This is a genomic window from Streptomyces sp. NPDC007205 (assembly GCF_040634095.1).
In the GTDB taxonomy this organism is placed as follows: domain Bacteria; phylum Actinomycetota; class Actinomycetes; order Streptomycetales; family Streptomycetaceae; genus Streptomyces.
Genome location: NZ_JBEYEW010000001.1, coordinates 106,967 through 127,130 on the forward strand (window position 1 = coordinate 106,967; position 20,164 = coordinate 127,130).

The following is a 20,164-nucleotide window of genomic DNA, read 5'->3' on the forward strand; positions in this document are numbered from 1 at the left end:
ATCCTGGGCACGCGAGGAGTACCCCCACGGGAGTCCGGCAATCGGTACCCCCACCTGGCGGCCGCTCCGTCCCCTCCCTCTCCCGGACGGGCGGCCGCCAGTTCGTCCGGTACGTGTCCGACTTGTGGGCTGATCCACACGGCCCCGGACGTCTCGCATGCCGGATGCGCGATAGCCTGACCGCTGGATCTCTCTTGATGCCAAGAGATCGATCATCCGCCCGGGGCAGGGACGCCCCACCGCCAGCTGTCATACGGAGAACGCCATGACCCGCACTCCCGTGAACGTCACCGTCACCGGCGCGGCCGGCCAGATCGGTTACGCCCTGCTCTTCCGCATCGCCTCCGGCCAGCTGCTCGGCGCGGACGTGCCGGTCAAGCTGCGCCTCCTGGAGATCACCCCGGCGCTGAAGGCCGCCGAGGGCACGGCCATGGAGCTGGACGACTGCGCCTTCCCGCTGCTGCAGGGCATCGACATCACCGACGACCCGAACGTCGCCTTCGACGGCACCAACGTAGCCCTGCTGGTGGGCGCCCGCCCGCGCACCAAGGGCATGGAGCGCGGCGACCTGCTGGAGGCCAACGGCGGCATCTTCAAGCCGCAGGGCAAGGCCATCAACGACCACGCCGCGGACGACATCAAGGTCCTCGTCGTCGGCAACCCGGCCAACACCAACGCCCTCATCGCCCAGGCCGCCGCGCCGGACGTCCCGGCCGAGCGCTTCACCGCGATGACCCGCCTGGACCACAACCGTGCGCTCACGCAGCTGGCGAAGAAGACCGGTTCGACGGTCGCCGACATCAAGCGCCTGACCATCTGGGGCAACCACTCCGCCACCCAGTACCCGGACATCTTCCACGCCACCGTCGCCGGCAAGAACGCCGCCGAGGTCGTGAACGACGAGAAGTGGCTGGCCGAGGACTTCATCCCGACCGTCGCCAAGCGCGGTGCCGCGATCATCGAGGCCCGCGGTGCCTCGTCGGCCGCCTCCGCCGCCAACGCCGCGATCGACCACGTCCACACCTGGGTCAACGGCACCGCCGAGGGCGACTGGACCTCCATGGGTATCCCGTCGGACGGTTCCTACGGCGTCCCGGAGGGCCTGATCTCCTCGTTCCCGGTCACCACCAAGGACGGCACGTACGAGATCGTCCAGGGCCTGGACATCAACGAGTTCTCCCGTGCCCGCATCGACGCCTCCGTCAACGAGCTGGTGGAGGAGCGCGAGGCGGTTCGCTCGCTGGGCCTCATCTGAGAGTTCTGCAGGAGCAGCTGACGCTCGGCATCCCGCCGTAGGGGTGCCGAGCGTTTGCCGTCTGCGGTTCGGCTACCCGCCGTGGGTCTGCGGCGTTGCCGTCGGGTGCGGGTCCGTCCTGGTTGCTCGCGTCCCGCGGCGGAGCCGCATATCGACAGGGCCCCGTGCCCCTTGGGGGCGCTGTCCGTAACCGGCTGTCACCAGTGCCGTCGCCGCCAGCACCACCACCCCGACCGTCCGCAGTGCCGGGCCCATGCCATGCAGCAGGTCGGTGTGGGCCGACAGGACCGTGCCGGTGACGGCCACGCCCAGTGCGGCGCCGGTCTCCCGGGCGGTCGTGCCGAGGCCTGAGCCCAGGCCCGCCTGGTGGGGCGGGAGGGATGTCACGACGCCCAGGGTCAGGGCCGGCATGGACAGTCCGGCGCCGGCCGAGATGGTCAGGAGCCAGCAGACGAACACCGAGTAGGGCGTGCCCGCGTCGGCCGTGGACGCGCCGAGCAGGCCGAGGCCGATCAGGGCGAGACCCGCGCCGATGACCGCGCGGGGGTGGCCGGCCCAGCGGGTCGCCAGTTTCTGGGTGACGGCCATCCCGAACACCAGCGGCAGGATCGCCACCCCGGTGACGGCGGCCCCGAAGCCCTTCACGCCCTGCAGATACTGCGCGTTGACGAAGAACAGCGAGAACAGGCCGAAGAAGCCGGTGGCCGTGCCGAGGGAGGCCGCGCGCAGGCGGCGAGAGCCGAAGACGCGCGGGTCGAACAGCGGGGCGGGGGAGCGCAGGGCGTGCCGGGTGAAGGCGGCGATCAGCAGCGCGCCCGCCGCGAAGGCGCCGAGGATGCGGGCGGAGGTCCAGCCGTAGGCCGGCCCCTCGATGATGCCGAACAGGACCGCGACCAGGCCCGCCGTCAGCAGCAGCGTGCCGAGCGGGTCGGGGTTGCTGCGGCTGGAGCGGTCGGTGCGCGGGACCGTCACCGACACCGCCACGGCGAGTACGGCGGCGAGCGGGACCATGACCGCGAACAGGGCGCGCCAGGTGAGGAACTGGCCGGCCATGCCGCCGCCCAGGTTTCCCGCCGCGCCGCCCAGGCCGATCGACAGCGTCCAGGCGCCCATGGAGCGGGCCCGGTGTTCCGGCGCGGACAGGTGCATGAGGATCGAGAGGGTGGCGGGGGTGACGAGGGCGGCCCCGGCGCCGGACAGGCCCCGGCCCGCTATCAGCAAGGCCGGGCCGGTCGCGCACGCGCTGGTGGCGGCGCCCGCCGCGAACAGGGCGAGCCCGGTGAGCAGGGCGCCCTTGCGGCCGTACCGGTCGCCGAGGGCGCCGGCCGGGACGAGCAGGCCCGCGAAGACGATGACGTAGGCGTCGACCGTCCACATGATCTCGGTGTGCGAGGGCTGCAGGGACGAGGAACTCAGCTGCGGGATGAGGAGGTTGATGGCGGCGACCATGCTCTGGGCGACCAGGACACAGGCGCACAGCGCGAGCAGGGTGGGGCGTTTCAGGGCGTGCGCGGGCACGGCTCCTCCCGGGAGCTTCGGTGGGTGGTGTGGGATGCGCTCCCACCGTAGGCTCGCCGGTGACCTGCTTTCCAGTGCAACCTTTGCAAGGGATACCTGCACATGACGCAATCCGCCGGGCTGGACCTGAATCTGCTGGTCGCGCTGGACGTGCTGCTGGAGGAGCAGAGCGTGCAGGGCGCCGCCCAACGGCTGCATCTGTCGGAGCCCGCCATGAGCCGCACGCTCGGCCGGATCCGCAAGGCGCTCGGCGATCCGGTACTGGTGCGCGCCGGACGGCGGATGGTGCCCACCCCGCACGCGCTGGCCGTACGGGCCGAGGTGAGCGCGGTGGTGGAGCGGGCCCGGGCCCTGTTCGCGCCGGGCCGGGACGCCGATCTGCGCACGGTGACCCGCACGTTCACGATCCTCGGTCACGACTCGGTCGCCGCCGCCCACGGCGCCGCCCTCTTCGCCCGCGCCGCCCGCGAGGCCCCCGGTGTCCGGCTGCGGTTTCTCTCCGAGAGCCATGTGGACGTCCCCGTCCTGCGCCAGGGCACCGCCGACCTGGAGGTCGGGGTGATCGACACGACCGCGCCCGAGGTGCATGTGGAGACGGTGTACGAGGAACACATGCTGGGTGTCGTACGGGCCGGACATCCGCTGCTCACGGGGGAGTTGACCCCCGAGCGGTTCGCCGGGGAGGCCGGGCATCTGATCGTGTCCCGGCGCGGCAGGCAGCGCGGGCCGATCGACGAGGCGCTGGAGGAACTCGGCCTGAAGCGGCGTGTGGTGGGCAGCGTCGGCACCTATCCCGCTTCGCTGTTCGTGGTGCGCGAGACCGATCTGGTCGGACTGATCAGCCACTGGGGCCGCTCGCTGGCCGACACCCTCGGCCTGGTCACCTTCGAGATCCCGCTGCCGCTCCCCGCGGTCGGCGTCGGCTTCGCCTGGCACCCCCGTCACGACGCCGACCCCGCCCACGCCTGGCTGCGCGGCTGCGTCAGGGAGCTGATGGCCCAGGAGGCGGCCGGCCGCCCATCACCCGCGTAAACAACCCTGCGGGTCAGTACACCTAGTGCTTGGTGTTCTGGTTTTGTCCGTTTTCGACCGCATTTTCAGTGACGCGGCGCACTTTCGGCCATGGATTGCGCATGCGAGGACCGGGTCCTGGGCAGGCGGCGACGGTCCCCGAGCGTGACACGCGTGTGACACAGGGGCACCGAACAGGAACGGAAGGCAACACCGATCATGGCGGACAGAACGGAACGACAGGCCGAGGCGACCATCCACGCGGGAGGCGAGTGGCTGGAAGCGATCTCCGGCGCGACGCGCGAGATCCTCGACCCCGCGGACGCCCGGCCCTTCGCCGTGGTCGCCGAGGGCGACGAGAAGGACGCCGAGCGTGCGGTGACCGCCGCGCGCCGGGCCTTCGACCACGGCCCCTGGCCCGGCACCCCCGTCGCCGAGCGTGCCGCGCTGCTGCGCCGCGTCGCCGACCTCCTCGTACGCGACCGCGAGGAGCTGGGCCTGCTGGAGAGCCGGGACGCGGGCAAGACCGTCGAGGAGGGCCGGGTCGACATCGACTGTGTCGCCGACGCCTTCCGCTACTTCGCCGACCTGGTGGCCGCCGAGGCGCCGGGCCGGGTGGTCGACGCCGGTTCGCCCGACATCCACAGCGTCGTCGTCCATGAGCCGGTCGGCGTGTGTGCGCTGATCACCCCCTGGAACTACCCGCTCCTCCAGGCCAGTTGGAAGATCGCCCCGGCACTCGCCGCCGGCAACACCTTCGTGATCAAGCCCAGCGAGATCACCCCGATGACCACCATCGCGCTGATCGAGCTGCTGGCCGAGGCGGGCCTGCCCGCCGGAGCGGCCAACATCGTCACCGGCCCCGGCCACACCGTCGGCGCCCGGCTCGCCGAGCACCCGGGCGTCGACCTGGTCTCCTTCACCGGCGGGCTGGTCAGCGGCACCCGGGTGGCCCAGGCCGCCGCCCCGACCGTGAAGAAGGTCGCCCTCGAACTCGGCGGCAAGAACCCCAACGTCGTCTTCGCCGACGCCTGCGCCACCGAGGAGGGCTTCGACACCGCCGTCGACCAGGCCCTCAACGCCGCCTTCATCCACAGCGGCCAGGTCTGCTCGGCCGGCGCCCGGCTCATCGTCGAGGAGTCGGTCCGGGAGCGCTTCGTCGCCGAACTCGCCCGCCGGGCACAGCGGATCAGGCTCGGCCGGGGCACCGAGGCCGGCGTCGAGTGCGGCCCGCTCGTCTCCGAGCAGCAGCGCGCCAAGGTCGAGGCGTACGTCGCCGGCGCGCTCGACGAGGGCGCCGTACTGCGCTGCGGCGGCAAGCGGCCCGAGCCGTCGGAGCAGCGCCCCGAGTCCGGCTACTTCTACGAGCCGACCGTCCTCGACGCCTGCCACCGCGAGATGACCGTCGTACGCGAGGAGGTCTTCGGGCCGGTCCTCACCGTCGAGACCTTCCGCACGGAGGAGGAGGCGGTGTTCCTCGCCAACGACACCGAGTACGGCCTCGCCGGTGCCGTGTGGACCACCGACCCCGGCAGGGCCCGCCGCGTCGCCGGCCGGCTGCGCCACGGCACCGTCTGGATCAACGACTTCCACCCCTACCTGCCGCAGGCGGAGTGGGGCGGCTTCGGCAGGAGCGGCACCGGCCGCGAGCTGGGGCCCGCAGGGCTCGCCGAGTACCGCGAGAGCAAGCACGTCTACCAGAACCTCGCGCCGAAGCCGGTGCGCTGGTTCGCCGGCTGAGCCCCGCCTCTCCCCCCGGAAACACCCCCTGGAGTAGTACCGCCATGTCCCACACCCCCCACGTCTACGACTACGTCGTCATCGGCGGCGGCACCGCAGGCTCCGTCATCGCCTCCCGCCTCACCGAGAACCCCGACGTCACCGTCGCGGTCATCGAGGGCGGCCCGAGCGACGTCGGCCGCGACGACGTCCTCACCCTGCGCCGCTGGATGGGCCTGCTCGGCGGCGAACTCGACTACGACTACCCGACGGTCGAGCAGCCCCGCGGCAACTCCCACATCCGGCACAGCCGCGCCCGCGTCCTCGGCGGCTGCTCCTCGCACAACACCCTCATCTCCTTCAAGCCGCTGCCCTCCGACTGGGACGAGTGGGAGGAGGCCGGCGCCAAGGGCTGGGGCGCCGTCCCCATGGAGGCCTACTTCGCCCGTCTGAAGAACAACATCGTCTCCGTCGACGAGAAGGACCGGAACGCCATCGCCCGCGACTTCGTCGACGCCGCCCGGTCGGCACTCGGGGTACCCCGCGTCGAGGGCTTCAACCGCAAGCCGTTCACCGAGGGCGTCGGCTTCTTCGACCTCGCCTACCACCCCGAGAACAACAAGCGGTCCTCGGCGTCGGTGGCGTACCTGCACCCGGTGATGGACGAGCGGCCCAACCTGACCATCCTGCTGGAGACCTGGGCGTACCGGCTGGAGCTGAACGGCACGCGCGCCGAGGGTGTCCACGTGCGCACCGAGGACGGCGGGGAACTGCTGATCCGCGCCCGTAACGAGGTCGTGCTGTGCGCGGGCGCCGTCGACTCCCCGCGCCTGCTGCTGCACTCGGGCATCGGCCCGCGGGCGGACCTGGAGGCCCTCGGCGTCCCCGTCGTGCACGACCTGCCGGGCGTCGGCGAGAACCTGCTCGACCACCCCGAGTCGGTCATCGTCTGGGAGACCGACGGCCCGATCCCGGAGAACTCGGCGATGGACTCCGACGCCGGCCTGTTCGTGCGCCGCGACCCCGAGAGCCCGGGCCCGGACCTGATGTTCCACTTCTACCAGATCCCGTTCACGGACAACCCCGAGCGACTGGGCTACGAGCGGCCGGAGTTCGGGGTGTCCATGACCCCGAACATCCCCAAGCCGAAGAGCCGCGGCCGGCTGTACCTGACCAGCGCCGACCCGTCCGTGAAGCCCGCCCTGGACTTCCGGTACTTCACCGACGAGGACGACTACGACGGCCGGACCCTCGTCGACGGCATCCGCATCGCCCGTGAGATCGCGAAGACCGAGCCGCTCGCCGGCTGGCTCAAGCGCGAGGTCTGCCCCGGCCCCGAGGTCATCGGCGACGCCGAGCTGAGCGAGTACGCCCGCAAGGTCGCACACACCGTCTACCACCCGGCCGGCACCTGCAAGATGGGCGCCACGGACGACGAACTCGCCGTGGTCGACCCCGAGTTGAAGATCCGCGGTCTCGACGGCATCCGTATCGCCGACGCGTCCGTGTTCCCGACCATGCCCGCCGTGAACCCGATGATCGGGGTGCTCATGGTCGGGGAGAAGGCCGTAGAACTCATCGGAGGTGACGCCTGATGGCGCTCACAGTTCCCACCCGCAAGCCGCCCACCACGACCGAGCCCGTCTTCTCGGTGTCCGGCCTGTGGAAGGTCTTCGGCCCCAAGCCGGAGCGGATCCCCGCCGACCCGGAGCTCAGCACGCTGGACCCCGCCGGGCTGCGCGCCCGCACGGGCTGTACGGCGGCCGTGCGGGACGTCTCCTTCGACGTCCGCAAGGGCGAGGTCTTCGTGGTCATGGGCCTGTCCGGCTCCGGCAAGTCCACCCTGGTCCGCTGTCTCACCCGCCTCATCGAACCCACCGCCGGCACCATCGCCATCGACGGCGAGGACGTCCGCGCGATGGACAAGGGCCGCCTGCGCGAACTGCGCCGCCACCGGGCCGCCATGGTCTTCCAGCACTTCGGTCTGCTCCCGCACCGCACAGTCCTCGACAACGTGGCCTACGGCCTGGAGATCCAGGGCGTCGGCAAGGCCGAGCGGCGCGAACGGGCCGCCGAGGTCGTCGCCAAGGTCGGTCTGGAGGGCATGGAGCACCGCCGCCCCGGCCAGCTCTCGGGCGGCCAGGCCCAGCGCGTGGGCCTGGCCCGCGCGCTGGCCGTCGACCCCGAGGTCCTCCTCTTCGACGAGCCGTTCAGCGCCCTGGACCCGCTCATCCGGCGCGACATGCAGGACGAGGTGGCCCGCCTGCACCGTGAGGAGGGCCGCACGATGGTCTTCATCACCCACGACCTCACCGAGGCCCTGAAACTCGGCGACCGTATCGCCCTGATGCGCGACGGCCGGGTGGTCCAGCTCGGCACCCCGGAGGAGATCGTCGGCTCCCCGGCCGACGACTACGTCCGCGAGTTCGTCCGGGACGTGCCGCGCGAGCAGGTGATGACCTGCCGCACGGCCATGCGCCCCGCGTTCACGGCGGAGGCGGGAACCGGCCCGGCGGTCCGCCCGGAGGCCACGGTGGCCGAGGCCATCGAGGCGGTGGCGCGGGCCGGGGAGCCGGCCCGGGTGATGGACGAGGGCAGGTGCCTGGGCGTCGTGGGCCACGAACAACTGCTGGACGTGGTGGCCGGCGTCACCACCTCGACTCCGCCGACCGCCGCCGTCCCAGCGGCGAGCGCCGACGGTGAGGCCGTCGCTGCGGGCAGTCGTGCCGCTGGGGCGGCACGGGTGGGCGCAGCGGCACCCCGCGAGCGCGGGCAAGCGACCCCACCCGCCCCCCGCACCAGCCCGGAGAGCGCCGGCATCAGCCCGGAGGGCGATCGCACCAGCCCGGAGGCCGTCTGATGGCAACGATCGGTCTCCCGACCTCCACTACCGGCAAACCCCGCATCCTCAAGAGCCGGGCCGCGGGCAAACTCCTCCTGCTCGCCCTCTTCGCCGCGGTCCTCGCCCCATGGGCCGCCACCCGCTGGCCCGGCGCGAGCTGGCCCCACGAGCTGACCGTCGACCTCTCCAAGCCCCTCGCCGACGCCAGTAACTGGATCATCGACAACCGCGACAGTCACCCGCTGTTCCTCTACTTCTTCGGCTACATCAGCGACGCGGTCGTCCTCTCCGTCCGCGCCGTCTACCTCACCCTGCTCGCCGCGGGCTGGGCCGGTGTCACCGCCTTCGGCGGCCTGCTCGCCTGGCGCGTCGCCGGCGTCCGCCTGGCCGCGGGCACCGTAGCCGCCCTGCTGGCCTGCGGCGCCCTCGGCATGTGGGTGCCGACCATGCAGACCCTCGCGCTGATGGTGGTGGCCGTCCTCGCCTCGGTGGCCGTGGGAGCGGTCCTCGGTCTCGCCGCCGGCCTCTCCGGCCGCCTCGACCGCGCCCTGCGCCCGGTCCTGGACACCATGCAGGTGCTGCCCGCGTTCGCGTACCTGCTCCCCGTCGTCCTGGTCTTCGGCATCGGCGTACCCGCCGCGGCGCTCGCCACCGTCATCTATGCCGCCCCGCCCATGGCGCGGCTGACGGCGCTCGGGGTGCGGGCCGCGGACGCCGGCGTGATGGAGGCGGTGGAGTCGTTCGGCGCCACCTTCCGGCAGCGGCTGCTGACCGCCCGGCTGCCCCTCGCCCGCAAGGAGATCATGCTGGGCGTCAACCAGGCGATCATGATGGCGCTGTCCATGGTCGTGATCGCCTCCATGATCGGTGCCGGGGGGCTGGGCGACCGCGTCTACCAGGCGCTGGCATCCGTCGACGTCGGGGCCGCGCTGGCGGCCGGCATCCCCATCGTGCTGCTCGCGATCGTGCTCGACCGGGTGACCGCGGCCGTGGGTGAACGGCTGGGCTCCGGCTCCACGAGCGCCACGGGGCGCCCCGTGGCCGGCTGGTCCGCGGCGGCCGCGGTGACGGCCGCGGTGGTGCTCGCCGGCCGGCTCGCGGACCGGCTCACATGGCCGGACACCTGGGTCGCCGACATCGCCGGGCCGGTGAACACCGCCAAGGACTGGATGGTCGATCACCTCTACAGCGGCGTCCCCGTCGTCGGCGGCACCGCCGACTGGGCCGCCCGCTTCACCACCTGGGTGCTGGACCCGATCCGGGCCGGACTGCAGGTGCTGCCCTGGTGGGGACTGCTCCTGGTCGTCGCCGTGGTGGCCTGGCTGATCGGCACCTGGCGCACGGCCCTCACCGCGGTGCTGGCGATGGCGGCGATCGGCGTGCTCGGGGTGTGGACGCCGTCCCTGGACACCCTCTCGCAGGTGCTGGCCGCGGTGGCCGTCACCCTGGTCATCGGCTTCGCCATGGCTGTCGCCGCCGCCCGCAGCACCCGGTTCGAGCGGCTGCTGCGCCCGGTGCTGGACGTCTGCCAGACCATGCCGCAGTTCGTCTACCTCATCCCGGTCGTGGCGCTGTTCGGGGTGGGCCGTGCCCCCGCTGCCGCCGCCGCCGTGATCTACGCCCTGCCCGCCGTCGTGCGCATCATCAGCCAGGGGCTGCGCCAGGTCGACCCGGGCGCCCTGGAGTCGGCACGCTCGCTGGGAGCCACCGGGGCCCAGCAGCTGCGGCAGGTCCAGTTGCCGCTGGCCCGGCGCGCCGTGCTGCTCGCCGTCAACCAGTGCGTGGTGCTCGTCCTCGCCGTGGTCGTCGTCGGCGGCCTCGTCGGCGGCGGTGCGCTCGGCTACAACGTGGTGTTCGGGCTGGCCCAGGGCGACCTGGCGACCGGTCTGGTGGCCGGTGCCGCCATCGTCTGCCTGGGGCTGATGCTCGACCGGGTGACCCAGCCGACGGAACGCAGCGCGAGGAAGGGAGCGTGACATGAGGAAGCTGAAGCGCAGGACGGCGCTGGTCGCCGCCGGAGCGGCCACCGTGTCGCTGCTCACCGGCTGCGGCGCCGCCGACATGACCAAGCAGGCCAGCCCGTTCGCCAACGCCCGGGGCTCGAAGACGGTCACGCTCTCCGTGCAGTCCTGGGTGGGCGCCCAGTCCAATGTGGCCGTCGCCCAGTACATCCTGGAACACAAACTGGGCTACCGCGTCGACACCGTCCAGGTCGACGAGGTGCCCGCCTGGGACGCGCTGAGCCAGGGCCGGGTCGACGCGATCCTGGAGGACTGGGGCCACCCGGACCAGGAGAAGCGGTACGTCCAGGACAAGAAGACCATCGTGCGCGGAGGGGACCTCGGGGTGACCGGCCACATCGGCTGGTTCGTGCCGACGTACCTCGCCAGACAGCACCCGGACATCACGAACTGGAAGAACCTCAACAAGTACGCCTCGCTCTTCCGCACCGCGGAGAGCGGCGGCAAGGGCCAGCTGATGGACGGCTCCCCGTCGTACGTCACCAACGACAAGGCCCTGGTCGAGAACCTGAAGCTGGACTACCAGGTCGTCTTCGCCGGCTCCGAGGCGGCGCAGATCACCCAGATGAAACAGTTCGCCAAGGAGAAGAAGCCCTTCCTGACCTACTGGTACGCACCCCAGTGGCTGTTCAAGAAGGTCCCCATGACGGAGGTGAAGCTGCCGCCGTACAAGGACGGCTGCGACGCGGACGCGGCGAAGGTCGCCTGTGCCTACCCGCACACCCCGCTGCAGAAGTACCTCAACGCGGACTTCGCGAAGTCCGGCGGCAAGGCGGCGGCCTTCCTGAGGAAGTTCAGCTGGACGACCGAGTACCAGAACGAGGTGTCCCTGATGATCGCCGACCAGAAGCTGTCGCCCCAGGACGCGGCGAAGAAGTGGGTGGACAGCCACCCTGACGTGTGGAAGCGGTGGCTGTCCTGACGTCCTTACACGACAAGGGCGTTGGCGACATCCGTGAGCGCGGCGGCCGCCCTGCGCTGCAGTCCCGGTCCGAACGTGATACGGGTGGCCCCGAGTCCGCCGAGCTCGGCGGGCGAGGGGCCGTCCGCGTCCAGGCGGGCGAGCGCGTTCAGCGGGCCCTGGATCCCGGCCCGCAGCAGCGGCAGTACGTCCGCCGGGGCGAGGATCGGGTAGACGCAGTCGGCGCCCGCCGCCACGTACAAGGCGGCCCGCTCGATGACCCGTTCGGGATCCTTGTCCCCGTGGACGAAGGTGTCGACGCGGGCGTTGAGGAACAGCCGGTCCCCGGCGGCCGCACGCACCTCGGCGAGGAACTCGGCCTGCTCGCGCGGATCCCTGAGGACACCGTCCACGGAGTCCTCGAGGTTGCAGCCGACGGCGCCTGCCTCCAGCAACCGCTCCACCAGCTCCTCCGGCCCGAGCCCGTACCCTCCCTCGACGTCCGCCGACACCGGCACGTCCACCGCCCGCGTGATCCGGGCGACCGCGGCGAACATCTCGTCGGCCGGAGTGGCCCCGTCCGCGTACCCGAGCGAGGCGGCCACCCCCGCGCTCGGCGTGGCCAGCGCCGGGAACCCGGCCTGCGCGAAGACGCGCGCACTCGCCGCGTCCCAGGGTCCGGGCAGGACCAACGGGTCACCCTGGGCACGCCGCAGATGCAGCGCGCGGAACACGTCCACCTTGCTCATGGCCGGTAACCCCCCGGTGCGGTGCGGCGGCTGACCATCAGTCGGTTCCAGCCGTTGATGACGCTGATCAGGCCGATGAGATGGGCGAGTTCGGCCTCGTCGAAGTGCTTGGCCGCCCGCTCGTACACCTCGTCCGGCACAAAGCCCTCCGTCAGCGCGGTGACCGCCTCGGTCAGCGCCAGCGCGGCCCGCTCCCGCTCGCTGTAGAGGTCCTCGGTCTCCTCCCAGGCGTTGAGGAGCTGGACACGGTCCTCCGACTCCCCGTTCCCGCGGGCCGCCTTCAGGTGCATGTCGAGGCAGAAGGCGCAGTGGTTGATCTGCGAGGCGCGGATCATGACCAGCTCGGCGAGTACCGGGTCACCGAGCCCCTTCTTCGCGGCCGCGCTGAGCGCGGCCATCGCCTGGCCGACCTCGCGGTCCAGCAGCTGGGTACGGCTCACTGGTGCTGCCCCGCCTGGTAGTGGCCGGGCACCGCGCGGGTGGTCACACCGAACCGGTTCCAGGCGTTGATCACCGTGATCCCGGCGATCAGCTGTGCCAGCTCGGCCTCCTCGAAGTGCTTGGCGGCGTTCTCGTACACCTCGTCCGGGACGAAGCCGTCCGTGAGTACGGTGATCGCCTCGGTCAGCTCGATCGCCGCCAGTTCCTTCTCGGTGTAGAAGTGCTTCGACTCCTCCCAGGCGCTGAGCTGCACGATCCGCTGGACGCTCTCGCCGGCCGCCAGCGCGTCCTTGGTGTGCATGTCCAGGCAGAGCGCGCAGTGGTTGATCTGCGAGGCGCGGATCTTCACCAGTTCGTACAGCTTGGGGTCCAGGCCCTGCCTGGCCGCCGCGTCGAGCCGGATCATCGCCCTGTAGACCTCGGGGGCGTGCTGGGCCCAGCGCATGCGGGGGGTGTGTTCGGGCGCGTACCGAACGGTCTCGCCGGTGCTGATGTCTGTGCTCATGCCCTCGACCCTAGGAGCGAGGCAGCCCAGGAGTATGGTCCATTTCCATGGCGGAATCCTGGGCCACTCTGGGCGTCGACCTGCATCTCGAACCGACCGGGGCGGGCGGTCTGCGCCGTGGCCTTACCGACGCCCTGCGGGACGCCGTGCGCACCGGCCGCCTCGCAGCCGGCACCCGGCTGCCCTCCTCGCGCTCCCTCGCCGCCGACCTCGGCATCGCCCGCAACACCGTCGCCGAGGCCTACGCGGACCTGGTGGCGGAGGGCTGGCTCACCGCCCGGCAGGGCTCCGGCACCCGGGTCGCGGAGCTGGCGGCGGCCCCGCCCGCCGGCAGGGGCGCGGGACCCCGTCACCCGGCACCCGGCCGTCCGACGTACAGCCTCCTCCCCGGCGCCCCGGACCTCGCCGCCTTCCCGCGCACCGAGTGGCTCAAGGCTGCCCGCCGCGCCCTCACCACCGCCCCGTACCACGCCCTCGGCTACGGCGACCCGCGCGGCCGGCCCGAACTGCGCACCGCTCTCGCCGGATACCTCGCGCGCGTGCGCGGCGTCCGCGCCGACCCGGAGACCATGCTGATCACCTCCGGCTTCACACACGCCCTGCGTATCGTCGGCACGGTCCTCGCGGCCCGCGGGGTGCGCACGGTGGCGGTCGAGTCGTACGGCCTCGACGCCTACCGGGGCCTGCTGCAGCAGTCCGGCCTCGCCACACCCGCCCTCCCCCACGACGAACTCGGCACGGACACCCGGGTGCCGGGCGACGCCGGCGCGGTGCTGCTGACCCCCGCCCACCAGTTCCCCATGGGCACGCCCCTGCACCCCGAACGGCGGGCCGCCGTGATCGACTGGGCGCGGCGCACCGCCGCCGTGATCCTGGAGGACGACTACGACGGTGAGTTCCGCTACGACCGCCAGCCCGTCGGTGCCCTCCAGGGCCTCGACCCCGACCGCGTGGTCTACTTCGGCACCGCCAGCAAGTCCCTGGCCCCGGGACTGCGGCTGGGCTGGATGGTGCTGCCCCCGGACCTCGCGGAGGAGGCGGCCTCCGCCAAGGGCCGCATCGACACCGTGGGCGCGCTCGAACAGCTCACCCTCGCCGAGTTCATCACCTCCGGCGCGTACGACCGTCACGTCCGCTCCTCCCGGCTGCGCTACCGGCGCCGCCGCGACGCCCTCGCCGCGTCCGTGGCCGCCCGCGCGCCCGAGGTGACGGTCACCGGCATCGCCGCCGGCCTCCACGCGCTGCTGCGGCTGCCCACCGGCATGGAGCAGTCGGTGGTCCAGGGCGCGGCCTGGCAGGGTCTCGCCCTGCACGGCCTGTCCCTCTACCTCCACCCGCGGGCCGTCGCCGAGCCGCTGGACGCACTGGTCGTGGGCTATGCGACACCGCCGGACAGCGCCTGGGCCGCGGCGTTGGACGCGTTGTGCAGGGTGTTGCCGTAGGACACCGAGGGGTGCTCAGGTGTCCGACGGCATCCAGGGAGGCGACCTCAGCCCTCCTCGGCCACCACCGGCGCCTCACCGAACCGCGCCAGCGCCAACGCCCCCGCCACGGCCACCAGGAACCCCAGCACCGCCAGCCAGGTCAGCCCCTCCCTCGTACGGTCCCCCAGCCACACCACCCCCACCGCCGCCGGACCGATGGTCTCGCCGATCACCATGCCGGCGGTGGCGGTCGTCACGGACCCCCGCTGCAGAGCCGACGTCAGCAACATGAACGCGGCGCCACCCCCCATCACCAGCGCGTAGGCCGCCGGGTTGGTCAGCAGACCCGTCGGTGCCAGACTGTCGATCAGCCGGACCGACACCTCCACCACGCCGAAGCCGAAACCGGCCCCCAACCCGAGCACCAGCGCCCGCGCCGGTCCGGACAGCCGCCCGGCCGCGAAGGAGAGCAGCAGCATCCCGACCCCCATGGCGAGCATCACGTACCGCAACGCGTCCGAGCCGCTCTCCCTGCCCTCCGGTCCGGACGCCAGCCCCAGCATCGCGAGCCCGGCACAGACCACGGCCACCGCGCTCCACTCGGTGCCGCTCAGCCGCACCCGCAGCAGGCGCGCCGCCACCACCGCGGTCACCGCCAGACTCGCCGCCAGGGCCGCGCTGACCGCGTAGATCGGAAGGGACCGCAGCGCGGCGATCTGGAACAGGAAGCCGAGCCCGTCCAGTGCCAGTCCGGCGATGTACCGCCACTGCCGCAGCGCCCGCAGGAGCAGTGCCGCCTCGCCGCCCCCGCCCGTACCGGCCTCTCGCGCCGCCACCGCCTGCAACACCGTCGCGGTGCCGAAGCAGACCGCCGCGCCAAGGGCGCACACCATTCCAAAGAGCACAAAGGGACTCTAGGAGAGGGCCGGCCCGGACACCCACCGGGGTCTGCGCTCTTACCGTTCTCTAGTCTTACCGTTCTCCAGTCCGGACCGGCAGTCCGACGAGCACACGCCGCCGGGCCCACCCCGCGGGCGGACGACGGGAATGGGACGACAGGGCCTATACCCCCAGGACCGCCCGCAGCTGGGCGAGGCCCCAGTCCAGGTCCTCCTCGGAGATGACCAGCGGCGGTGCGATCCGGATGGTGGCGCCGTGGGTGTCCTTCACCAGCACACCTCGGTCCATCAGCCGCTCCGACACCTCGCGCCCGGTGCCGACCGCCCGGGCGATGTCCAGCCCGGCCCACAGCCCGCGTGTCCGCACCGCCGTCACCGCGCCCGTGCCGAGCAGCGTCGTCAGCTCGCCGTGCAGCCGCGCGCCCAGCTCGGCCGCCCGCGCCTGGAACTCGCCCGTGCGCAGCATCGCGATCACCTCCAGTGCCACGGCGCAGGCCAGCGGATTGCCGCCGAACGTCGACCCGTGCTCGCCCGGCCGGAACACCCCGAGCACCTGCGCGCTCGACACCACCGCCGACACCGGCACGATCCCGCCGCCCAGCGCCTTGCCCAGCACATACATGTCCGGGACCACCCCCTCGTGCTCGCACGCGAAGGTCCGCCCGGTGCGGCCCAGGCCCGACTGGACCTCGTCGGCGACGAAGAGCACGTTCCGCTCACGGGTCAGCTCCCGGACAGCGGGGAGATAGCCGGCCGGCGGCACGATCACCCCGTTCTCGCCCTGGACCGGCTCCAGCAGCACCGCCACGGTGTTCTCCGTCAAAGCCTGCCGCATCGCCGTCAGATCGCCGTACGGCACGATCTGGAACCCCGGCGTGTACGGCCCGAAGTCCGCCCGTGCCTCCGGGTCGGTGGAGAAGCTGATGATCGTCGTCGTACGCCCGTGGAAGTTGCCGCCCGCGACCACGATCTTCGCCATCTCCGCGGGCACCCCCTTCACCCGGTACCCCCACTTCCGGGCCGTCTTCACCGCGCTCTCCACCGCCTCCGCGCCGGTGTTCACGGGCAGCACCATCTCCATCCCGCACAGCTCGGCCAGCTCCGTGCAGAACGCCGCGAACCGGTCGTGCAGGAAGGCGCGGGACGTCAGCGTCACCCGCTCCAGCTGCGCCTTCGCCGCCTCGATCAGCCGCCGGTTGCCGTGCCCGAAGTTCAGCGCCGAGTAACCGGCCAGCAGATCCAGATACCGCCGCCCCTCCACATCCGTCATCCAGGCGCCGTCCGCCGTGGCCACGACGACGGGCAGCGGATCGTAGGTGGGCGCACAGTGCGCTTCGGCGGCGGCGATGAGGTCTTCAGCAGCGGTCACGGCGGCTCCCGACGACGAGGGGACTTCCTTCCTACCCTCGCTCGCATGGTGGACGCCGGAACCTGGCCGGGTGCCCCGCCCGGTAGGCTGATCAGCGGGCCGTGACTGGCGCGCTGGGATGGGACGGACCATCGGGGAGCGGCCCGACGGGAAACAGTGCCGTGCGCCTGGGCCGAACGTGAACGCTGTACGCACGCCGTCCGGAGGTCCTCATGCCAGAGCAGCAGCCCCTCTCCACCGAGTCCACCGCCTTCCGTGCCGCCCTCGACGTCATCCGCGCCGTCGAACCGCGCGTCGCCGACGCCATCGGCCAGGAGGTGCACGACCAGCGCGAGATGCTCAAGCTGATCGCCTCCGAGAACTACGCCTCCCCGGCCACCCTCCTGGCGATGGGCAACTGGTTCAGCGACAAGTACGCCGAGGGCACCGTCGGCCGCCGCTTCTACGCCGGCTGCCGCAACGTCGACACCGTGGAGGCCCTGGCCGCCGAGCACGCCCGCGAGCTCTTCGGCGCCCGCCACGCCTACGTCCAGCCGCACTCCGGCATCGACGCCAACCTCGTCGCCTTCTGGGCCGTCCTCGCCGACCGGGTCGAGGCCCCCTTCCTGGAGAAGACCGGCGTCCGCCAGGTCAACGACCTGACCGAGGCCGACTGGGCCGAGCTGCGCCAGGCCTTCGGCAACCAGCGGATGCTCGGCATGTCCCTGGACGCCGGCGGCCACCTCACCCACGGCTTCCGCCCGAACATCTCCGGCAAGATGTTCGACCAGCGTTCCTACGGCACCGACCCGGCCACCGGCCTCATCGACTACGAGGCCCTGCGCGCCCAGGCCCGCGAGTTCAAGCCGCTGATCATCGTGGCCGGCTACTCCGCCTACCCCCGTCTGGTGAACTTCCGGATCATGCGCGAGATCGCCGACGAGGTCGGCGCGACCCTGATGGTCGACATGGCCCACTTCGCGGGCCTCGTCGCCGGCAAGGTCCTCACCGGCGACTTCGACCCGGTCCCGCACGCCCAGATCGTCACCACCACCACCCACAAGTCGCTGCGCGGCCCGCGCGGCGGCATGGTGCTGTGCGACGACTCCCTCAAGGACCAGGTCGACCGCGGCTGCCCGATGGTCCTCGGCGGCCCGCTCCCGCACGTCATGGCCGCCAAGGCCGTCGCCCTCGCCGAGGCGCGCCGGCCCGCCTTCCAGGACTACGCCCAGCGCATCGTCGACAACTCCCGCGCCCTGGCCGAGGGCCTGATGCGGCGCGGCGCCACCCTGGTGACCGGCGGCACGGACAACCACCTCAACCTGATCGACGTCGCCACCTCCTACGGCCTCACCGGCCGCCAGGCCGAAGCGGCCCTCCTGGACTCCGGCATCGTCACCAACCGCAATGCCATCCCGGCCGACCCCAATGGCGCCTGGTACACCTCGGGCATCCGCATCGGCACCCCCGCGCTCACGACGCGTGGCCTGGGGACGGCGGAGATGGACGAGGTGGCGGGCCTGATCGACCGGGTCCTGACGACGACGGAGCCGGGCACCACGAAGTCCGGCGCCCCGTCCAAGGCGGCCCACGTCCTGGACGAGAAGGTGTCGCAGGAGATCGCCCAGAGGGCGACGGACCTGGTGGCGGGCTTCCCCCTGTACCCCGAAATCGACCTCGGCTGAATCCCCAGGGGCGCGGGGAACTGCGTGATCAGCCCACCACGGTCCGCAGTTCCCCTCGCACAGAACCCCCCGAGCTCTCTGAGACAATAAAAAGCATGGCGACTGACCGACCCCGCGTGCTCTCCGGTATCCAGCCCACCGCCGGCTCGTTCCACCTCGGCAACTACCTCGGCGCCGTCCGCCAGTGGGTGGCCCTGCAGGAGTCCCACGACGCGTTCTACATGGTCGTCGACCTGCACGCGATCACGGTCCCGCAGGACCCGAAGGAACTGCGCGCCAACACCCGGCTCGCCGCGGCCCAGCTGCTGGCCGCGGGGCTCGACCCCGACCGCTGCACCCTCTTCGTCCAGAGCCACGTCCCCGAGCACGCCCAGCTCGCCTGGATCATGAACTGCCTCACCGGCTTCGGCGAGGCCAGCCGCATGACCCAGTTCAAGGACAAGTCCGCCAAGCAGGGCGCCGACCGCGCCTCCGTCGGCCTGTTCACGTACCCGGTCCTGCAGGTGGCCGACATCCTGCTGTACCAGGCGAACGAGGTGCCGGTCGGTGAGGACCAGCGCCAGCACATCGAGCTGACCCGTGACCTGGCCGAGCGCTTCAACGGCCGCTTCGGTGACACCTTCGTGATCCCGTCGCCGTACATCCTCAAGGAGACGGCGAAGATCTACGACCTGCAGGACCCGTCGATCAAGATGAGCAAGTCGGCGTCCACGCCGAAGGGCCTGATCAACCTGCTCGACGAGCCCAAGGCCACGGCCAAGAAGGTCAAGAGCGCCGTCACCGACACCGACACCGTGATCCGCTACGACGCGGTGGGCAAGCCGGGTGTCAGCAACCTGCTCACCATCTACTCGACCCTCACCGGCACGTCGATCGCCGAGCTGGAGCGCGACTACGAGGGCAAGATGTACGGCGCCCTCAAGACCGACCTCGCCGAGATCATGGTCGAGTTCGTGACACCGTTCCGCGAGCGCACCCAGCAGTACCTGGACGACTCCGAGACCCTCGACTCGATCCTGGCCAAGGGCGCGGAGAAGGCGCGCGCGGTCGCCGCGGAGACGCTCGCGCAGGCCTACGACCGCGTGGGTTTCCTGCCGGCGAAGCACTGAGGCGTACGACCGCACACACGTCCGTGGACGGAGCGCTGCACATCACTTCCGCTGCGCCTGCCCACAGGACAGCCGTGGCCGTACAGTCGATAGCCGGACGACTGAGAACGCAACAGACGCGACGACAGGAGACGACGTGGGGACCGTAACGATCGGCGTGTCGATCGCGGTCCCGGAGCCCTACGGCAGCCTGCTCCAGGAGCGGCGCGCGGGCTTCGGCGACGCCGCGGCTCACGGCATCCCCACGCACGTCACGCTGCTGCCGCCGACGGAGGTCGACGAGGCGGAGCTGCCGGCCGTCGAGGCGCACCTCACCGAAGTGGCCGCGGTGGGCCGGCCGTTCCCGATGCGGCTGTCCGGCACCGGCACGTTCCGTCCGCTGTCCCCGGTGGTCTACGTCCGGGTCCTCCAGGGCGCCGAGGACTGCACCCTGCTGCAGCAGCGGGTGCGGGACGCGTCCGGGCCGCTCGCGCGCGAGCTGCAGTTCCCGTACCACCCGCATGTCACCGTCGCGCACGGGATCGACGAGTCGGCGATGGACCGGGCGTTCCAGGAGCTGGCCGGCTTCGACGCGCAGTGGCCGTGCACGGGTTTCGCCCTGTACGAGCAGGGCGGGGACGGGGTCTGGCGCAAGCTGCGGGAGTTCACGTTCGGCGGGGCCGTGGTGCCGCCGCAGGCCGGTGCGTTGCGCGGGGCCGGCCGTAGCGCCGTGTCGTAGCGTCGTCAGGGGGCCCTCC

The 20,164-nt window shown here is 72.0% G+C and carries 17 protein-coding genes and 1 riboswitch; of the genes, 11 read left to right on the forward strand and 6 right to left on the reverse strand.

The features are described 5' to 3' along the window. Positions 1–265: 265 nt before the first annotated feature. Complete coding sequence (locus tag ABZ624_RS00465) at positions 266–1,255, forward strand: malate dehydrogenase (protein ID WP_360081355.1); 990 nt, start codon at positions 266–268, stop codon at positions 1,253–1,255. A 72-nt stretch (positions 1,256–1,327) separates the two neighbouring features. On the opposite strand, the gene ABZ624_RS00470 is transcribed toward ABZ624_RS00465, so the two are convergent. Next, positions 1,328–2,773, reverse strand: a complete 1,446-nt coding sequence (locus tag ABZ624_RS00470) for an MFS transporter (RefSeq protein WP_360081356.1) — start codon at positions 2,771–2,773, stop codon at positions 1,328–1,330. Between the two features lie 102 nt (positions 2,774–2,875). On the opposite strand from ABZ624_RS00470, the gene ABZ624_RS00475 reads away from it, so the two are divergent. The 6 genes from ABZ624_RS00475 (at position 2,876) to ABZ624_RS00500 (ending at position 11,288) form a co-directional block, all read left to right on the forward strand. Beyond that, entirely contained in the window at positions 2,876–3,805 is a 930-nt protein-coding gene (locus ABZ624_RS00475) for a LysR family transcriptional regulator (RefSeq protein ID WP_360081357.1), read from the forward strand. A 198-nt stretch (positions 3,806–4,003) separates the two neighbouring features. Then, complete coding sequence (locus ABZ624_RS00480; protein ID WP_360081358.1) at positions 4,004–5,524, forward strand: aldehyde dehydrogenase family protein; 1,521 nt, start codon at positions 4,004–4,006, stop codon at positions 5,522–5,524. A 44-nt stretch (positions 5,525–5,568) separates the two neighbouring features. After that, positions 5,569–7,098, forward strand: a complete 1,530-nt coding sequence (locus tag ABZ624_RS00485; RefSeq protein WP_360081359.1) for a GMC oxidoreductase — start codon at positions 5,569–5,571, stop codon at positions 7,096–7,098. Further along, the gene (locus ABZ624_RS00490; protein ID WP_360081360.1) at positions 7,098–8,363 is read left to right on the forward strand and encodes a glycine betaine/L-proline ABC transporter ATP-binding protein; all 1,266 of its coding nucleotides are present in this window, start codon (positions 7,098–7,100) and stop codon (positions 8,361–8,363) included. Before ABZ624_RS00485 ends, ABZ624_RS00490 begins: the two co-directional genes overlap by 1 nt. Beyond that, positions 8,363–10,321: an ABC transporter permease subunit gene (locus ABZ624_RS00495; protein ID WP_360081361.1), complete on the forward strand. Its 1,959-nt coding sequence runs from the start codon at positions 8,363–8,365 to the stop codon at positions 10,319–10,321. The genes ABZ624_RS00490 and ABZ624_RS00495 overlap by 1 nt, the downstream gene beginning before the upstream one ends. Position 10,322: 1 nt before the next feature. After that, positions 10,323–11,288 (forward strand): ABC transporter substrate-binding protein, encoded by a 966-nt coding sequence (locus ABZ624_RS00500; protein ID WP_360081362.1) that lies wholly within the window; start codon positions 10,323–10,325, stop codon positions 11,286–11,288. A 5-nt stretch (positions 11,289–11,293) separates the two neighbouring features. On the opposite strand, the gene ABZ624_RS00505 is transcribed toward ABZ624_RS00500, so the two are convergent. The 3 genes from ABZ624_RS00505 to ABZ624_RS00515 are packed head-to-tail and all read right to left on the reverse strand — an operon-like array spanning position 11,294 to position 12,962. Continuing rightward, entirely contained in the window at positions 11,294–12,016 is a 723-nt protein-coding gene (locus ABZ624_RS00505) for an isocitrate lyase/phosphoenolpyruvate mutase family protein (protein WP_360081363.1), read from the reverse strand. Further along, on the reverse strand, positions 12,013–12,456 hold the full coding sequence (locus ABZ624_RS00510) for a carboxymuconolactone decarboxylase family protein (protein ID WP_360081364.1): 444 nt from the start codon (positions 12,454–12,456) through the stop codon (positions 12,013–12,015). The genes ABZ624_RS00505 and ABZ624_RS00510 overlap by 4 nt, the downstream gene beginning before the upstream one ends. Beyond that, positions 12,453–12,962: a carboxymuconolactone decarboxylase family protein gene (locus tag ABZ624_RS00515; RefSeq protein WP_360081365.1), complete on the reverse strand. Its 510-nt coding sequence runs from the start codon at positions 12,960–12,962 to the stop codon at positions 12,453–12,455. The genes ABZ624_RS00510 and ABZ624_RS00515 overlap by 4 nt, the downstream gene beginning before the upstream one ends. Before the next feature lie 47 nt (positions 12,963–13,009). On the opposite strand from ABZ624_RS00515, the gene ABZ624_RS00520 reads away from it, so the two are divergent. Continuing rightward, on the forward strand, positions 13,010–14,404 hold the full coding sequence (locus tag ABZ624_RS00520; RefSeq protein WP_360081366.1) for a PLP-dependent aminotransferase family protein: 1,395 nt from the start codon (positions 13,010–13,012) through the stop codon (positions 14,402–14,404). 47 nt (positions 14,405–14,451) lie between these two features. Here the strand turns inward: ABZ624_RS00520 and ABZ624_RS00525 are convergent, their stop codons facing one another. Together ABZ624_RS00525 and rocD are read right to left on the reverse strand one after the other, a co-directional pair. Further along, positions 14,452–15,279, reverse strand: coding sequence for a DMT family transporter (locus ABZ624_RS00525; RefSeq protein ID WP_360082109.1), 828 nt, complete (start codon positions 15,277–15,279; stop codon positions 14,452–14,454). Between the two features lie 169 nt (positions 15,280–15,448). Beyond that, the gene (rocD, locus tag ABZ624_RS00530; protein WP_360081367.1) at positions 15,449–16,654 is read right to left on the reverse strand and encodes an ornithine--oxo-acid transaminase; all 1,206 of its coding nucleotides are present in this window, start codon (positions 16,652–16,654) and stop codon (positions 15,449–15,451) included. Between the two features lie 91 nt (positions 16,655–16,745). After that, positions 16,746–16,834: riboswitch (ZMP/ZTP riboswitch) on the forward strand. A gap of 32 nt (positions 16,835–16,866) precedes the next feature. On the opposite strand from rocD, the gene ABZ624_RS00535 reads away from it, so the two are divergent. From ABZ624_RS00535 to ABZ624_RS00545, 3 genes are all read left to right on the forward strand, one after another. After that, complete coding sequence (locus ABZ624_RS00535) at positions 16,867–18,318, forward strand: glycine hydroxymethyltransferase (protein ID WP_360081368.1); 1,452 nt, start codon at positions 16,867–16,869, stop codon at positions 18,316–18,318. Positions 18,319–18,413: 95 nt separating this feature from the next. Continuing rightward, positions 18,414–19,427 (forward strand): tryptophan--tRNA ligase, encoded by a 1,014-nt coding sequence (trpS, locus tag ABZ624_RS00540; protein WP_360081369.1) that lies wholly within the window; start codon positions 18,414–18,416, stop codon positions 19,425–19,427. A 136-nt stretch (positions 19,428–19,563) separates the two neighbouring features. Further along, positions 19,564–20,145: a 2'-5' RNA ligase family protein gene (locus ABZ624_RS00545; protein WP_360081370.1), complete on the forward strand. Its 582-nt coding sequence runs from the start codon at positions 19,564–19,566 to the stop codon at positions 20,143–20,145. Positions 20,146–20,164 lie beyond the last annotated feature (19 nt).

Excerpts from the sequence above, each read along its gene's own strand:
- ABZ624_RS00485 (WP_360081359.1), top strand. The coding sequence starts at position 5,569 with ATGTCCCACACCCCCCACGTCTACGACTACGTCGTCATCGGCGGCGGC.
- ABZ624_RS00465 (WP_360081355.1), top strand. The coding sequence starts at position 266 with ATGACCCGCACTCCCGTGAACGTCACCGTCACCGGCGCGGCCGGCCAG.
- ABZ624_RS00490 (WP_360081360.1), top strand. The coding sequence starts at position 7,098 with ATGGCGCTCACAGTTCCCACCCGCAAGCCGCCCACCACGACCGAGCCC.
- ABZ624_RS00520 (WP_360081366.1), top strand. The coding sequence starts at position 13,010 with ATGGCGGAATCCTGGGCCACTCTGGGCGTCGACCTGCATCTCGAACCG.
- ABZ624_RS00505 (WP_360081363.1), bottom strand. The coding sequence starts at position 12,016 with ATGAGCAAGGTGGACGTGTTCCGCGCGCTGCATCTGCGGCGTGCCCAG.
- ABZ624_RS00525 (WP_360082109.1), bottom strand. The coding sequence starts at position 15,279 with ATGGTGTGCGCCCTTGGCGCGGCGGTCTGCTTCGGCACCGCGACGGTG.
- ABZ624_RS00480 (WP_360081358.1), top strand. The coding sequence starts at position 4,004 with ATGGCGGACAGAACGGAACGACAGGCCGAGGCGACCATCCACGCGGGA.
- ABZ624_RS00515 (WP_360081365.1), bottom strand. The coding sequence starts at position 12,962 with ATGAGCACAGACATCAGCACCGGCGAGACCGTTCGGTACGCGCCCGAA.
- ABZ624_RS00535 (WP_360081368.1), top strand. The coding sequence starts at position 16,867 with ATGCCAGAGCAGCAGCCCCTCTCCACCGAGTCCACCGCCTTCCGTGCC.
- ABZ624_RS00495 (WP_360081361.1), top strand. The coding sequence starts at position 8,363 with ATGGCAACGATCGGTCTCCCGACCTCCACTACCGGCAAACCCCGCATC.
- ABZ624_RS00475 (WP_360081357.1), top strand. The coding sequence starts at position 2,876 with ATGACGCAATCCGCCGGGCTGGACCTGAATCTGCTGGTCGCGCTGGAC.
- trpS (WP_360081369.1), top strand. The coding sequence starts at position 18,414 with ATGGCGACTGACCGACCCCGCGTGCTCTCCGGTATCCAGCCCACCGCC.
- ABZ624_RS00500 (WP_360081362.1), top strand. The coding sequence starts at position 10,323 with ATGAGGAAGCTGAAGCGCAGGACGGCGCTGGTCGCCGCCGGAGCGGCC.